Source organism: Pseudomonas sp. P108, from assembly GCF_032613195.1.
In the GTDB taxonomy this organism is placed as follows: Bacteria; Pseudomonadota; Gammaproteobacteria; order Pseudomonadales; family Pseudomonadaceae; genus Aquipseudomonas.
The window spans coordinates 418,572-433,165 of sequence record NZ_CP126691.1 but is presented as its reverse complement, the minus strand read 5'-3'; the positions used below and the strand labels follow the sequence as shown (position 1 = coordinate 433,165).

Here is a 14,594-nt window from a genome sequence, read left to right as displayed (position 1 = left end):
TAGAGAGGAACAGCAACATGGGCATTTTTGACTGGAAACACTGGATCGTCATTCTGGTTGTCGTGGTGCTGGTGTTCGGCACCAAGAAACTGAAAAACCTCGGCACCGACGTTGGCGAGTCGATCAAGGGCTTTCGCAAAGCCATGAACGACGACGAAAAACCGGCCGCTGATCCTACCGTGACGCCTGCACAGCCAGTGCCACCGGTGCAGCCGCAAGCCACCGCTCAGGCCAACCCGCCGCACACCATCGACGTGCAGGCGCAGAAAGTCGAAGAGCCGATCCGCAAAGACGTGTGAGCACTGACTAATGTTTGGTATCAGCTTCTCTGAACTGCTGCTCGTCGGCCTCGTCGCCCTGCTGGTGCTGGGCCCCGAGCGTCTGCCGGGCGCTGCGCGCACCGCCGGCCTGTGGGTCGGTCGGCTGAAGCGCAGCTTCAACGCGATCAAACAGGAAGTTGAACGTGAAATCGGTGCCGACGAGATCCGTCGGCAACTGCACAACGAGCACATTCTGTCGCTGGAGCAGGAGGCGCGGAAGATTTTCAGTCCGGTTCAACAGGAACCGACGCCGGTTGAGCATGTGGGTCAGCAGACGATTCATGCGCCGACCGCGCCTGTTACGCCAGCACCGGCACCCGCTGCCGTTGTAACACCGACAGAGCCGGCGCCAGCCGCTGTGGAACAATCTGTTGAACACGTTGCGCCAAACGCCGCGCCGATCACACCAGCGCCACACGACACCACTTTGCCGCCGCGAGCCCCATGAGCGATCTCCCCGAAAACGACCAGCACATGCCGCTGGTTTCGCACCTCACCGAGTTGCGCACCCGCCTGCTGCGTTGTGTGGCGGCGATCTTCATCATCTTTGCCGGGCTGTTTGCGTTCACCCAGCAGATCTACACCTTCGTCTCGACGCCGCTGCGCCAGTACCTGCCAGTCGGCGCGACGATGATCGCCACTGACGTGTCGTCGCCGTTCCTGACGCCACTGAAGCTGACGATGATGGTTTCGCTGTTCCTCGCGATCCCGGTGATCCTGCATCAGATCTGGGGTTTTATCGCGCCGGGCCTGTACAAGCATGAGAAACGCATTGCAGTGCCGCTGCTGGTGTCGAGCATTCTGCTGTTCTATACCGGCATGGCGTTCGCCTATTACTTCGTGTTCCCGCTGATCTTCAAATTCTTCGCTGCAGCCACCCCGGCCGGCGTGGAAATGATGACCGACATCGCCAGTTACCTCGATTTCGTCATGACGCTGTTCTTCGCCTTCGGCGTGGCGTTCGAAATCCCGGTAGCCGTGGTGCTGCTCGTGTGGATCGGCGTGGTCGACGTCGCCTACCTGAAGAAAATCCGCCCGTACGTGATCATCGGCTGCTTCGTGGTCGGCATGATCCTGACGCCGCCGGACATCTTCTCGCAGACCCTGCTGGCCGTGCCGATGTGGATGCTGTTTGAAATCGGCATTCTGTTCGGTGGCTTGATCAGCAAGCGCGAACGTCCGGACGAGAACCCGGCCGACGACCACAACGACCAGCCGCCAGCGACCCAGGCATGAACCTGCTGTTGCTCGAAGAGGCCGATTTCATTGCGGCCGACCGCGTAGTGCTGCGTGATCGACGCCTGACCCATATGCAGGAAGTTCACCGTTCGGAAGTCGGTGACAGCCTGCGTGTTGGCCGGATCAACGGGCTGATGGGTTCGGCTGAGCTGCTGCGACTGGAAGCGGGTGAAGCCGAGCTGCGCGTCACTCTCGATCAGCCGCCACCGGCCAAACTGCCGTTGACTCTCGTGCTGGCGCTGCCGCGTCCGAAAATGCTCCGCCGGGTGTTTCAAACCGTGGCGACCATGGGCGTGTCGAAGGTAATTCTGGTCAACAGCTATCGGGTCGAGAAGAGTTTCTGGCAGACGCCGTTTCTTGAGCCTGAGGCGATTCGCGAAAATTTGATCCTCGGCCTCGAACAGGCGCGCGACACCGTGCTGCCGGAGATCATCATCGAGAAGCGCTTCAAGCCTTTCGTTGAAGATCGGTTGCCGGCGATTACCGACGGCACCCTCGGTTTGGTCGGCCATCCGGGTAACTATCCGCCGTGCCCGCGCGCCTTGAGCGAACCAGTGACGTTGGCCATCGGCCCCGAAGGCGGCTGGATTCCTTACGAAATCGATCTGCTGGCCAAGTCCGGCCTGCAACCAGTGCAACTCGGCGAACGTATCCTGCGCGTCGAAACCGCCGTCACCGCCCTGCTCGCCCGCCTCTTCTAACCAAACACCGCTCCCCTGTAGGAGCTGCCGCAGGCTGCGATCTTTTGATGTTGTTTTTAGAAGCAAGATCAAAAGATCGCAGCCTTCGGCAGCTCCTACATTGATACCGTGCAGGGCCGGCGGATAAATGGTGTTACAGATTGCCATCACTCGGCCGATACCCTCTCCATAAGTCCAATTAGTGGTCGGGGAGTCGTCGCATGTACCGTTGGTTAGCCGAGAGTCTTGGAAACGTCAGCGTCAAACGCAAGCTGGGAATCGGTTTCGGCCTGGTGCTGTTGCTGACACTGTTGATCACCTTCACCGGCTGGACCGGCATGAGCGGCATTATCAGCCGTGGTGACAAGCTCGGTTTTATCTCAAGCCTCAATGAGCTGACCAAGGACCTGCGCCTCGCGCGCATGGACTACGACATGCGTCGAGGCGAGCAGGGACCGGGCACGGTCAACGAATTCCTGAGCAAACTCGAAAGCGGCCTGCAATCGGCGCGCGGCATGATCGAGCAGCCGTCCGATGTGGCGATGGTCGATCAACAATTGGCTGCCGTGGCCGAATACAAGCGTGCCTTCGGCGAAATGACACAGGCCACCGTGCAACGTGAAGACGCACGCAGCAAACTAGGCGCCAATGCCGACAATGCCGTGTCCAAGGTCGGCGAGGTCGAGAGCGCACTACTGCAAGGCGACAGCGTCGCGCAATACAACGCGGTGATCGAACTGAGCAAACTGCTGCAGCAAGCGCGCTATCAGGTGCGCGGTTACACCTACAGCGGCAAGGCCGATGCCGAGCAACCAGCCCTGACCGCGATCGACAATGCCCTGAAAAACCTCGAAAGCCTGCCGTCCCGCGTCCCAGATCAGCATATCGCCAACCTGCAGCAAGCCACCGACTCGCTTAAGGCTTACCGTGCAGCCGTGGCGCAATTCCGTGATTCTCAAGTAAAAAACGCTGCAGCACTGGCCAACATGTCTGCTCAGGGCGACATTTTGATCGCCGTCAGCAAGAAACTGACCGAATCGCAGACCGTGGTTCGCGACACTGACGCCGCACGCGCCAAGAACCTGCTGCTGATCGCCACCGCGCTGGCCGTGGCGTTCGGTCTGCTGGCCGCTTGGGCGATCACTCGCCAGATCATCATCCCGCTGAACCAGACCTTGAAAGTTGCCGAGCGCGTCGCTGCCGGTGACCTGACCCACAATCTGGTGTCCCTGCGTCGTGACGAATTGGGCCAACTGCAACGCTCGATGCAGAGCATGACCCAAGGCCTGCGTGAACTGGTGGGCGGCATCAGCGATGGCGTCACCCAGATCGCCAGTGCTGCCGAAGAACTGTCGGCGGTGACCGAGCAGACCAGCGCCGGGGTCAACAATCAGAAGATCGAGACCGATCAGGTCGCCACCGCCATGAACGAAATGGCCGCCACTGTGCAGGAAGTCGCGCGTAACGCCGAAGAAGCTTCCGAAGCCGCCGTTGCCGCTGACCAACAGGCTCGCGAAGGCGACAAAGTGGTGGGCGAAGCGATCGCACAGATCGAGCGTCTGGCCGTTGAAGTCGGTCACTCGACCGAGGCCATGGGCGAACTGAAGCGCGAAAGCGACAAGATCGGCAGCGTCCTCGACGTGATCAAGTCGGTCGCTCAGCAAACCAACCTGCTGGCCCTCAACGCCGCCATCGAGGCTGCGCGTGCCGGTGAAGCCGGGCGTGGGTTTGCCGTGGTTGCCGATGAAGTGCGCAGCCTCGCGCAACGTACGCAAAAGTCCACCGAAGAGATCGAGGAGCTGATCGTCGGCCTGCAAAACGGCACCCAGCAAGTGGCGACGATCATGGACAACAGCCGCACCCTGACCGACAGCAGTGTTGAGTTGACCCGTCGCGCGGGCGGTTCGCTGGAAAGCATCACCCGCACCGTGTCGGCGATTCAAGCGATGAACCAGCAGATTGCGGCAGCGGCCGAGCAGCAGAGTGCAGTGGCGGAAGAGATCAACCGTAGCGTGCTGAATGTGCGGGATGTCTCGGATCAGACGTCGGCAGCGAGTGAAGAAACTGCGGCGTCCAGCGTTGAGCTGGCACGTCTGGGGACCCATCTGCAGATGCTGGTCGGTCGATTCAAGGTCTAGCCCAATGATCGTTCCCACGCTCTGCGTGGGAATGCATCCTGCGACGCTCCGCGTCGCGCATACAAAGGGACGCGGAGCGTCCCGGGCGGCATTCCCACGCGGAGCGTGGGAACGATCTGGTACTACAAGACCTGACGCAAGAAGGCCTGAGCGCGCGGATCCTTCGGCGCATCAAAGAACTCTGCCGGTGCAGCATCTTCAAGCAATTTACCGTGATCGAAGAACAACACCCGATCCGCCACTTCCCGGGCAAAGCCCATCTCGTGGGTCACGCAGACCATGGTCATGCCTTCCACGGCCAGGTTCTTCATCACGTCCAGCACCTCGCCGACCATTTCCGGGTCGAGCGCCGAGGTCGGCTCATCGAACAGCATGACCTTCGGCTCCATCGCCAGCGCCCGGGCAATCGCCACGCGCTGTTGCTGACCGCCGGACAGGCGTGACGGAAACTCGTTGGCCTTCTGCGCAATCCCGACCTTTTGCAGCAACTCCATCGCCTTGGCTTCGCGCTCTTTCTTGCCGCGCTTGCGCACGACTTTCTGCGCCAGACAGAGGTTTTCCAGCACGGTCATGTGCGGGAACAGGTTGAAATGCTGAAAGACCATGCCGACTTCGCGACGGTAGGCGTTGACGTCGGTTTTCGGGTCGGCCAGTTGCAGGCCGTCGATGCTCACCGAGCCGGAATCGAATTCTTCCAGGCCATTGAGGCAGCGCAGGAAGGTCGATTTGCCGGAACCGGACGGGCCGATGACCACCAGCACTTCGCCCTTGGCCACCGTGGTACTGACGTTATCCACCGCGCGCACCACTTGCCCACGGGTGTCGAAGACTTTTACCAGATCGCGGACTTCAATCACTTTGCGCGAGCCTCCGCTCAAGCCGGCTGGCGATTTTCGACAGCGGCAGGTTGATCAACAGGTACAGACCGGCGACGCAGAACAGGATTTCGAACGGCGAAAACGAGGTGGTGATGACTTCACGGCCGCTTTTCAGCAGCTCGGTGATGGCGATCACCGACACCAGCGAGGTGTCCTTGACCAGACTGATGAACTGCCCGGCCAGCGGCGGCAGCACGCGTTTGAACGCTTGCGGCAGCACCACGTGGCGCATCGATTGACCGGCACTCAGACCGAGCGAGCGCGCCGCTTCGTTCTGGCCACGGGCGATCGACTGCACGCCGGAACGGATGATCTCGGCCACGTAGGCGCCAGTGAACAGCGACAGCGCGGCGATCCCGGCGAATTCGCGGGACAGATTCATCACCGTGCCGATGAAAAAATAGAAAATGAAAATCTGCACCAGCAGCGGCGTGCCGCGCACCAGTTCGACGTAGATCGTCGAGAGGTCGCGCAGGGTCGGGTTGTTCGACAGACGGCAGAGGCCGGTGACCAGACCGATCAGCAAGCCGAGAATCCCGGACACCACCGACAGCCAAAGTGTCGTCCACAGCCCCCACAGCAGCGGTCCTGCCGCCCAATGGCGGGTCACGCCCACGACGTCGCCTTCAGCCACATCGTCGCCCTGAGCGAATTGCAGGCTGTTCTCGTCGACGGTCAGGTGCTGCTCGTCACCGGCGTCGTTGCGCAGAGTGACGACAGCGCTGCTGCCCTTGCGCACCAGTTCGGTGACGGTGGAAATGTCAGTGGCACGCTGGGTTTCTTCAGCCTGATAGGCGAAGTACTGCGGCACGCGGTTCCAGCGCCATTCGTAGGACATCAGCGACGTCGCGTAATACAACGCGCCCGCGAGGCCGACCAGCACCAGCACGGTGAGGACGTGCCAGGGCCATTGGGCTTTTTTCTGTTTCATTGCAGGTTCCGGATTTTGTGTTGCTCTGGAGGGCCTCTTCGCGAGCAAGCTCGCTCCCACAGAGGGATGCATTCCAATGTGGGAGCGAGCCTGCTCGCGAAAGGGGCGACGCGGTCTGGCAGACCGGCGTTATTCCATGTCCTTGAGCCACTCGGTGCTCTTGAACCACTTGTCATGGATGCGATCGTAGGTGCCGTCTTCGTGGATCTGGTGCAGGAAGTTGTTGATGAAGTTGAGGCTGTCGTAGTCACCCTTCTTCAGACCAAACGCCAAAGGCTCGTAGGTGAACGGTTTATCGAGGAACACCAGTTTGCCGGCACCGACCTTGGTCACCGCAACCACGTTGTACGGCGCATCGTAGATGAAGGCATCCGCTTTGCCGTTGACCACGTCGAGCACGGCTTCCTGCTCGTTGTCGTAGCCGTGGTACTTGGCTTTGGAGATCAGCTTCTTGGCGACCATCTCACCGGTGGTGCCGAGCTTGGAGGTGATGCGGTAGTCGGCGGTGTTCAGGTCTTTGTACGACTTGATGGTGCCTTCCAGCTCCTTGCGGATCAGCAGGGTCTGGCCGACCACGATGAACGGTTCGCTGAAGTTCAGGCGCAGATTGCGTTCCTGAGTCAGGGTCATGCCGCTGCCGATCATGTCGAACTTGTCGGTCATCAGCGCCGGGATGATGCCGTCGTACCCGGTCGAAACCAGTTCCAGTTTGACGCCCATAGCCTTGGACATGGCTTTGAGGATGTCGACTTCAAAACCGATGATTTCGCCGCGCTTGTTGGTCATTTCGAACGGCATGTAGGTCGGATCCATACCGACTTTCAACGTGCCGCGCTTGACCGCGTCATCGATTGCGCCGGCCTGCGCCGCATTGACTGCAACCAGTGCCGTGACGCCGACCAGCAGCATCGACAGATACTTCTTCATCTTCAAGTCCCCAAAACCATTGCGTGTGCGGCGCGAAAACCAACAGAGACAGGCAAAAAAGCCCGGGTGCGCCAATTCGGGGACGGATGCTAACGCACTCGTTTTTTTGCACAAGGTTTAATGGACGATTTGTTTAACAATCAAGAGCTGACCCTCACCCCAGCCCTCTCCCCTAGGGAGAGGGGGCCGACCGAGGTGTCTCAAGCTATACGCCGACCTGAAAGATCGAGTCGATTATGGATTCAGCACAGCAAGATCAGGTCGGCGTAGCTCTGCAGCATCCCCCAATCGGTCCCCTCTCCCTCGGGGAGAGGGCTAGGGTGAGGGGCTTTTCAGCGCCATAAAAAAACCCCGCATTATCGCGGGGTTTCTTTATCAGGCCGGCTGAGCCTGCAGGCTCACCGGTCGCAACGGCAGCAGCGGCGCATGCGGATCAGCTTTCACCGAAGCCCGCCACGCATCCAGCCACTCAGTGTGACCTTCCGCCCAGACCTGCTCGTGCAAACGCGCCAGTGCCACAGGGTCGCTCAGCAGTTGCAGACGATCATGGTTGTTCAGCCCGGCCGGGCCAACCTTGATCGCGTGACGCACACGTTCCTGACGCAGCCACTCGATCGGCTCGGCCTGACCGTGACGGGAGGTCGCCAGCGAGCACGCCAAAGCGTTCTGCTGTGGATCGACCACTGCGCGGACAAAGCCGTCGTTGAGGGCGTGGTAACGATTTTCGTGGGTGTACTGATCGGTCGCCAGCAGCGCCTGTGGCGGATTGTATTCCTCAGGGATGAGGAACAGGCTCTCGTCACGGGACTTCAGACCCAGCCCGACACGGCTGGAGATCACCGATACCGGGATCGACAGCATCAGCGAACCGACGATCGGCACCAGCCACCAGAGGAAGCTCGGGTTCAGCCAGATCACCAGCAGCGCCCAGCAGAAGCCCAGCAGGGTCTGCGGGCCGTGGCGCTTGACCGCTTCGCTCCATGGCGTCGAGTCGTCGTCACGCTGCGGGGAATTCCAGGTCGCGGCCCAGCCGAGGAACGCGGCCAGAACGAAACGGGTGTGGAAAATCATCCGCACCGGCGCCAGCAGCATGGAGAACAGCATCTCCAGCAGCATCGACAGGGTCACCTTGAACTTGCCGCCGAACTCTTTCGCGCCCTTGGCCCAGATCAGGATGATGCTCAACAGTTTCGGCAGGAACAGCAGCACGATGGTCGTCGAGAACAGCGCGATCGCCTTGTCCGGGTGCCATTGTGGCCACAGCGGATAGAGCTGACGCGGTTCGAGGAAGTACTGCGGCTCCATCAGCGTGTTCACCGCCAGCAGCGCGGTCGACAACACCAGGAAGAAGAACCACAACGGCGCCGACAGGTACGACATCACGCCCGTCAGGAACACCGCACGGTGCACCGGGTGCATGCCTTTGACCAGGAACAGACGGAAGTTCATCAGGTTGCCGTGGCACCAGCGACGGTCACGCTTGAGTTCGTCGAGCAGGTTCGGCGGCAGTTCTTCGTAGCTGCCCGGCAGGTCGTAGGCAATCCACACGCCCCAACCGGCACGGCGCATCAGCGCGGCTTCAACGAAGTCGTGAGACAGAATCGCACCGGAGAACGCGCCCTTGCCCGGCAACGGCGCCAAGGCGCAGTGGTCGATAAACGGCTTCATGCGGATGATCGCGTTGTGACCCCAGTAGTGGGATTCACCCAACTGCCAGAAGTGCAGACCGGCGGTAAACAGCGGGCCATAAACGCGGGTCGCAAACTGCTGCATGCGCGCATACAGGGTGTCCATGCCCGACGCACGCGGCGCGGTCTGGATGATCCCGGCGTCCGGCGTGGCTTCCATCAAGCGCACCAGACTGGTCAGGCACTCGCCGCTCATCACCGAGTCGGCGTCGAGGACGACCATGTACTTGTAGTCACCGCCCCAGCGACGGCAGAAGTCATCGAGGTTGCCGCTCTTGCGTTTCACACGACGGCGACGGCGACGGTAGAAGATCTTGCCGAAGCCCTTGGCTTCGCGGCAGACATCCAGCCAGGCTTGTTGCTCGGCGACGCAGATGTCGGTGTCGTTACTGTCGCTGAGGACGAAAAAGTCGAAGCGATCCAGATCACCAGTAGCAGCCACCGACTCGAACGTTGCGCGCAGACCGGCGAACACGCGCGGTACGTCTTCGTTGCAGATCGGCATGACCAACGCGGTGCGCGCGTCTTTGGCAATCGGCTCGTTGCCGGCGCTTTTGCCGGAGATACGGTATTTATCGTGACCGGTGAGCAACTCGAGGAAGCCCATCAACGCGGTCCAGAAACCGGCCGAGACCCAGCAGAACAGAATCCCAAACAGAATCAGGATGCTGGTTTGCAGCGCATACGGCAGCACTTGCGTGGCGGTTTGCAGCAGCGGCTGGTGCAGGACTTCTTCGAGATCGACGAACGACCAGCCCTGGTACGGCATGATGCCTTTCATGTACCAGCCGGCAACGATGGTCTGGCCGAGCATCAGCAGCAACAGAATGTAGCGGCGGATCGAACCGACGGTGCGCCAGCGCGCGGCCGGCAGGACGTTTTCGTCTTTCGGCGGTTGTGGCGGGTTGGTGCGGCCGGTCATACGGCGCCAGCCACGCACCAGAATATTGGTGCGCCACGGCTCCGGCACGACCTTGGTCCGACGGATCGGCGGCGTCGCCTTCATGCTGACGCGACCACTGGCGTCGAGCACCAGCATCTCCGCGTCTTCAAGTTCTTCGGCGGTGCTCAGGGTCAGGCGCTTGCCGACCGAAGCCTGGGCGGCCTCGGCAGGGGCGTCGAACGTCGAGGACGACAGGCGTTCATGCAGCTCGCTGAACGACTGGCAACCCGCGAGTTCCGCGCGCTGCTCGTCGGTCATCGGCAGATGCGCCAGATACTCGGACAGAGTCTCTGGCTGTACTTGAGAGTTACTCATCGGCAGGCAACTGATAGCTCCAGGTCTCGGTCAGGACTTCTTCAGTCGGCGCCGATTCCGGTGTGGCTGGGGCCGCGTCGGCAGCAACTGGCTGCTTGGCGTCTTTGTTGGCCTTGTCCTTGGCATCTGCAGCTGGCTTGGCGTCGGCCTGTTTGGCCTCGGCGGCTTTGGCTTCCTTGTCGATTTTCTCTTGTTGCTTGGCGGCAACCTTGTCGGCCTTGGCAACGGACGAGTTGGACGCCGGCACCGAAGACTTGGCCAGATCAGCCGTGACGATTGGCTGCACCAGCGCGGCACGCATCTCGGTCGACTTGCTCGCGTCCTTGATCTTCATGCGCAGGGTCAAGCGCCAGCCCTTGGTTTCCGGGTTGTAGCGCACGCTGTTCTCAACCAGCTCGGCGTTATCGCCGACACTGACCTGACTGCGCACGTCGGCATCCGGTGCCAGAGCAGCCAGCGATGGACCTTCGAAGTCGACCAGGTAAGCAACGCTGCCATCCGGCTGACGGATCAGGTTCGATTGCTTGACGTCACCGGTCGAACGCAGGGTCTGCGATACCCAGGCGCTGTCCGGCGCATGAATCGCCGCTTCGTCCATGGTCCAGTGCATGCGGTAAGCGAAGTCCAGCGGCTGACCCGGCTCCGGCATTTTTTCCGGGCTCCAGAACGCAACGATGTTGTCGTTGGTTTCATCGGCAGTTGGAATCTCTACCAGATCAACGGTGCCTTTGCCCCACTCGCCCTTCGGCTCGATCCAGGCGCTTGGGCGCTTGTCGTAGCGGTCGTCGAGGTCTTCGTAGTGGCTGAAGTCGCGGCCACGTTGCAGCAGACCGAAACCACGCGGGTTCTCGACGCTGAAGTTGCTCACGGCCAGGTGTTTCGGGTTGTTCAGGGGACGCCAGATCCACTCGCCGTTGCCGGCATGAATCGACAGACCGCTGGAGTCATGCAGTTCGCGACGGTAGTTGAGGACTTTCGACGGCTGGTTGGCGCCGAACAGGAACATGCTGGTCAGCGGCGCGATGCCCAGTTTGCCAACCTTGTCACGCAGGAACATCTGCGCTTTGACGTCGACAATGGTGTCGCTGCCCGGACGCAGGATCAGACGGTAGGCACCGGTGGCGCGCGGCGAATCCAGCAGGGCGAAAATCACCAGGTGCTTGTCGCCCGGCTTCGGCTGTTGAATCCAGAACTCGCGGAAACGCGGGAATTCTTCGCCCGACGGCAGTGCGGTATCAATCGCCAGACCACGGGCCGAGAGGCCGTAGGTGTGGCCCTTGCCGACAACGCGGAAGTAACTCGCGCCGAGCATGGTCATGATTTCGTCTTGCTTGTCGGCCTTGTTGATCGGGTACAGCACACGGAAACCGGCATAACCCAGTTGTTCGGTGGCTTTCGGATCGAATTTCAGGTCGCCGAAATCGAAGCGCGTCGGATCGTATTTGATCTCTTCGACGGTGTTCGCCGTGATTTCGTTGATTTTCACCGGTGTATCGAAGTGCATACCCTGGTGATAGAAGGACAGTTTGAACGGGGTCTTCTGATCAGCCCACTCAGCCTTTTCGGTGAGGAAGCGGATTTTCTGATAATCCGCGAACTTCATGTCGCGGAATTCGTTCGGCAGGTTGCTGCGCGGGGCTTCGAACTTCTGCCCGGCCAGTTCTTTAGCCTTCGCCGATACATCGTCAAGATTGAACGCCCAAAGCTGGCCGGCGCTGAGCAGGCACAGGAGCGCCGAACCCGCTACCAGGGCACTTCGCATGCGTTTGGCAGACATTTTTGCTGCATTACAGGGACTAACAATCACGAGCAACCCTCGCCGAAAACAGATCAAAAAACCAACGGCCAGCTATCTATATGCCAGGTTGGCGAGCATTGTTCCGACTCCGCTGGGGCAAAATGATTCCCCAATCGGATCCAGACAAGTCTCTACCTAAGTCAAAAATGAATCAGCGAACGCTGATCCCAGTGCGCGCGATTATCTAGTAGCCCGCATGACAACGCATCAGGGGTAACAAAGTATTTATCGCGAAAACACCTTAAAAACAGTCGAAATTTCCTAAAAAGGTGTTTCAAGCGCTTTCAGGTCTGTAACAAAAAGGTAACCGGGCCATCGTTGACCAAATGCACCTGCATATCGGCGCCGAATCTACCTGATGCCACAGTGCCATGCACCTGTTTCGCACTGCTTAATAGATAGTCGAACAATTCCTCGCCCAACGCGGGTGGCGCAGCCGTCGAAAAGCTCGGGCGCAACCCGCTTTTGGTGTCGGCCGCGAGGGTGAACTGCGAGACCAGCAGCAACCCGCCACCGACATCGGCGAGGGACAAGTTCATCTTGCCCTCCGCATCACTGAATACCCGATAGTTAAGCAGTTTATGCAGAAGTTTGTCGGCGCTGGTACGCGTGTCGTCGGGTTCGACCGCCACCAGCACCAGCAAACCGTGATCTACCGCGCCTACCACCTCACCCGCGACTTCGACCCGCGCACCGCGAACGCGCTGTAAAAGCCCCTTCATGCTTCTTCGGGCGGCAGGTCGAGCAGGCGCCGGGCCATGTTGCCCGCCGCGCGCACCAGTGCATCGGTGATGCCCGGTTCAGAGGCCGCGTGACCGGCGTCGCGGATCACCTGCAGTTCGCTGTTCGGCCAGGCCTGGTGCAATTCCCAGGCATTGTCGAGCGGGCAAATCACGTCGTAACGACCGTGAATGATCACGCCCGGCAGATGAGCGATCTTGCCCATGTCGCGAATCAGCTGGTTCGGCTCAAGGAAGGCGTTGTTGGTGAAGTAGTGGCATTCGATCCGCGCGATCGACAGCGCGCGCTGCGGCTCGGAGAAACGATCGACCACCAGCGGGTTCGGCCGCAGGGTCGCGGTGCGCCCTTCCCAGGTCGACCAGGCTTTGGCGGCGTGCATCTGGGCGATCTGGTCGTTGCCGGTCAGGCGCTTGTGGAAGGCGCTGAGCAGATCGTCGCGCTCGTCCAGCGGAATCGGCGCGATGTAGTCCTGCCAGTAATCGGGGAACAGTCGGCTGGCACCGGCCTGATAGAACCACTCGATTTCCTGCGGGCGGCAGAGAAAGATCCCACGCAGGATCAGCCCGTGTACACGCTCAGGGTGTGTCTGCGCATAAGCCAGCGCCAGGGTCGAACCCCACGAGCCGCCAAACAGCACCCATTTATCGATGCCCAAGTGTTTGCGGATGCGCTCAAGGTCAGCGACCAGATCCCAGGTGGTGTTGTTTTCCAGGCTCGCATGCGGGGTGGAGCGACCACAGCCGCGCTGGTCGAAAGTGACAATGCGATAGAGGTTCGGATCGAAATAGCGACGGCTCTGCGCGTCGCAACCAGCGCCGGGGCCGCCATGAATGAACACAACCGGCAAACCCTCCGGTGAGCCGCTTTCGTCGACGTACAGCGTATGGGTGTCATCGACAGCCAGATCGTGCCGGGCGTGAGGTTTGATCTGCGGAAACAAAGTCTGCATTGCGCGCTCCGTAAGGGGTCGAGGTCATCCCTGGGGGGACTTCTATTATTCTGCCGTTGGGCATCATAAACCCGATTTACGTCAATGAGCATGCTCCAGAGCAGTCACCGTTTGTCAGCCGTAAACTTCGCAGGCTGGACACCATCCTGTGGGAGCGAGCCTGCTCGCGAATGCGGTGTGTCATTCAACGTAGATGTTGGCTGAATGGACGCCTTCGCGAGCAGGCTCGCTCCCACAGGGGTTACGCGGCGTAGTGAGACTTTGCCCACGCCAGATAGCCTTGCAGCAGTTGCTTGAGCACTACTTGCGTCGGTTCGGCCAGATCGGCGCGATAGCGGAACGGTTCGAACTCTTCCATGTAGGTGCTCTGGCACAACTCCAGCTGCACCGCGTGGATGTTCTCGGCCGGGTTGCCGTAATGGCGGGTGATGTGGCCGCCCTTGAAGCGGCCGTTGAGCACGTGGCTGTAGTTGCTGTGGCCGGCGCAGATTGCTTCGAGCTGACTGGCCAGTTGCGGATCACAACTGGCGCCATTGAAAGTGCCGAGATTGAAGTCCGGCAGTTTGCCGTCGAACAGGTGCGGGATGATCGAACGGATCGAGTGCGCATCGAACAATAGCGCGTAACCGAATTCGGCTTTCAACCGCGCCAGCTCTTCCTGAAGCGTGCGGTGATACGGTGTCCAGATTTGCTCAAGGTAAGTTGCGCGCTCTTGTTTCGACGGCTCGTGCCCTTCGCGGAACAACGGAATGCCATCGAACAGCGTCGCCGGGTACAGTCCGGTGGTGGCGCCGGCGTACAGCGGTTTGTCGTCGGAGGGGCGATTCAGATCGATGACGAACCGAGAGTATTCAGCCGCCAACGTGCTCGCGCCCAGTTCTTCGGCGAAGTCGTACAACTGCGGAATGTGCCAGTCGGTGTCCGGCAGGCTTTTCGCGTCCGGGATCAACCCGGCTTCCACCGCAGACGTTAACCGCACCCCGGCATGCGGCATGCTGATCAGCAACGGCACGCGACCTTGTTTGAAGTTCAGAACCTTATCCACAA

At 60.4% G+C, this 14,594-nt stretch carries 13 protein-coding genes and 1 pseudogene; 6 read left to right on the top strand and 8 right to left on the bottom strand.

The annotated features are described in order from the left end of the window. Positions 1-17 precede the first annotated feature (17 nt). The 6 genes and pseudogenes from QOM10_RS01890 to QOM10_RS31195 all read left to right on the top strand — a co-directional run bounded on the left by QOM10_RS01890 (position 18) and on the right by QOM10_RS31195 (position 4,377). Positions 18-299, top strand: a complete 282-nt coding sequence (locus QOM10_RS01890; protein WP_003220847.1) for a twin-arginine translocase TatA/TatE family subunit — start codon at positions 18-20, stop codon at positions 297-299. A 10-nt stretch (positions 300-309) separates the two neighbouring features. Beyond that, positions 310-768, top strand: a complete 459-nt coding sequence (tatB, locus tag QOM10_RS01885) for a Sec-independent protein translocase protein TatB (protein ID WP_095120736.1) — start codon at positions 310-312, stop codon at positions 766-768. Continuing rightward, positions 765-1,556, top strand: coding sequence for a twin-arginine translocase subunit TatC (gene tatC / locus QOM10_RS01880; RefSeq protein WP_007909342.1), 792 nt, complete (start codon positions 765-767; stop codon positions 1,554-1,556). Before tatB ends, tatC begins: the two co-directional genes overlap by 4 nt. Further along, positions 1,553-2,260, top strand: coding sequence for a 16S rRNA (uracil(1498)-N(3))-methyltransferase (locus QOM10_RS01875; RefSeq protein WP_160037922.1), 708 nt, complete (start codon positions 1,553-1,555; stop codon positions 2,258-2,260). Before tatC ends, QOM10_RS01875 begins: the two co-directional genes overlap by 4 nt. Before the next feature lie 200 nt (positions 2,261-2,460). Then, positions 2,461-3,522: pseudogene (locus tag QOM10_RS31200) on the top strand (methyl-accepting chemotaxis protein); the annotation flags it as partial. Next, positions 3,505-4,377, top strand: coding sequence for a methyl-accepting chemotaxis protein (locus QOM10_RS31195; RefSeq protein WP_371857741.1), 873 nt, complete (start codon positions 3,505-3,507; stop codon positions 4,375-4,377). The pseudogene QOM10_RS31200 and the gene QOM10_RS31195, both read left to right, overlap by 18 nt. A 122-nt stretch (positions 4,378-4,499) precedes the next feature. Here the strand turns inward: QOM10_RS31195 and QOM10_RS01865 are convergent, their stop codons facing one another. From QOM10_RS01865 to hutG, 8 genes are all read right to left on the bottom strand, one after another. Next, entirely contained in the window at positions 4,500-5,234 is a 735-nt protein-coding gene (locus QOM10_RS01865) for an amino acid ABC transporter ATP-binding protein (RefSeq protein WP_095120739.1), read from the bottom strand. Further along, complete coding sequence (locus QOM10_RS01860) at positions 5,227-6,186, bottom strand: amino acid ABC transporter permease (RefSeq protein ID WP_316917489.1); 960 nt, start codon at positions 6,184-6,186, stop codon at positions 5,227-5,229. The genes QOM10_RS01865 and QOM10_RS01860 overlap by 8 nt, the downstream gene beginning before the upstream one ends. Before the next feature lie 129 nt (positions 6,187-6,315). Next, on the bottom strand, positions 6,316-7,113 hold the full coding sequence (locus tag QOM10_RS01855) for a transporter substrate-binding domain-containing protein (protein WP_034152980.1): 798 nt from the start codon (positions 7,111-7,113) through the stop codon (positions 6,316-6,318). 375 nt (positions 7,114-7,488) lie between these two features. Then, positions 7,489-10,059 carry a glucans biosynthesis glucosyltransferase MdoH gene (mdoH, locus tag QOM10_RS01850; RefSeq protein WP_316917488.1) on the bottom strand — a complete coding sequence of 857 codons (2,571 nt, stop codon included), beginning with the start codon at positions 10,057-10,059 and terminating at the stop codon, positions 7,489-7,491. Beyond that, on the bottom strand, positions 10,052-11,836 hold the full coding sequence (locus tag QOM10_RS01845) for a glucan biosynthesis protein G (RefSeq protein ID WP_316917487.1): 1,785 nt from the start codon (positions 11,834-11,836) through the stop codon (positions 10,052-10,054). The genes mdoH and QOM10_RS01845 overlap by 8 nt, the downstream gene beginning before the upstream one ends. Before the next feature lie 305 nt (positions 11,837-12,141). Beyond that, positions 12,142-12,579, bottom strand: a complete 438-nt coding sequence (dtd, locus tag QOM10_RS01840) for a D-aminoacyl-tRNA deacylase (RefSeq protein ID WP_007909321.1) — start codon at positions 12,577-12,579, stop codon at positions 12,142-12,144. Continuing rightward, the gene (gene pip, locus QOM10_RS01835; protein ID WP_008080611.1) at positions 12,576-13,547 is read right to left on the bottom strand and encodes a prolyl aminopeptidase; all 972 of its coding nucleotides are present in this window, start codon (positions 13,545-13,547) and stop codon (positions 12,576-12,578) included. The genes dtd and pip overlap by 4 nt, the downstream gene beginning before the upstream one ends. A gap of 241 nt (positions 13,548-13,788) precedes the next feature. Continuing rightward, positions 13,789-14,592, bottom strand: coding sequence for an N-formylglutamate deformylase (hutG, locus tag QOM10_RS01830; protein ID WP_316917486.1), 804 nt, complete (start codon positions 14,590-14,592; stop codon positions 13,789-13,791). Between the last annotated feature and the right edge of the window lie 2 nt (positions 14,593-14,594).

Bases quoted from the DNA above. Each gene is read 5' to 3' on its own strand.
- QOM10_RS31195 (WP_371857741.1), top strand. From the start codon at position 3,505: ATGCAGAGCATGACCCAAGGCCTGCGTGAACTGGTGGGCGGCATCAGC.
- dtd (WP_007909321.1), bottom strand. From the start codon at position 12,579: ATGAAGGGGCTTTTACAGCGCGTTCGCGGTGCGCGGGTCGAAGTCGCG.
- tatB (WP_095120736.1), top strand. From the start codon at position 310: ATGTTTGGTATCAGCTTCTCTGAACTGCTGCTCGTCGGCCTCGTCGCC.
- QOM10_RS01890 (WP_003220847.1), top strand. From the start codon at position 18: ATGGGCATTTTTGACTGGAAACACTGGATCGTCATTCTGGTTGTCGTG.
- QOM10_RS01855 (WP_034152980.1), bottom strand. From the start codon at position 7,113: ATGAAGAAGTATCTGTCGATGCTGCTGGTCGGCGTCACGGCACTGGTT.
- pip (WP_008080611.1), bottom strand. From the start codon at position 13,547: ATGCAGACTTTGTTTCCGCAGATCAAACCTCACGCCCGGCACGATCTG.
- QOM10_RS01875 (WP_160037922.1), top strand. From the start codon at position 1,553: ATGAACCTGCTGTTGCTCGAAGAGGCCGATTTCATTGCGGCCGACCGC.
- QOM10_RS01845 (WP_316917487.1), bottom strand. From the start codon at position 11,836: ATGTCTGCCAAACGCATGCGAAGTGCCCTGGTAGCGGGTTCGGCGCTC.
- mdoH (WP_316917488.1), bottom strand. From the start codon at position 10,059: ATGAGTAACTCTCAAGTACAGCCAGAGACTCTGTCCGAGTATCTGGCG.
- tatC (WP_007909342.1), top strand. From the start codon at position 765: ATGAGCGATCTCCCCGAAAACGACCAGCACATGCCGCTGGTTTCGCAC.
- QOM10_RS01860 (WP_316917489.1), bottom strand. From the start codon at position 6,186: ATGAAACAGAAAAAAGCCCAATGGCCCTGGCACGTCCTCACCGTGCTG.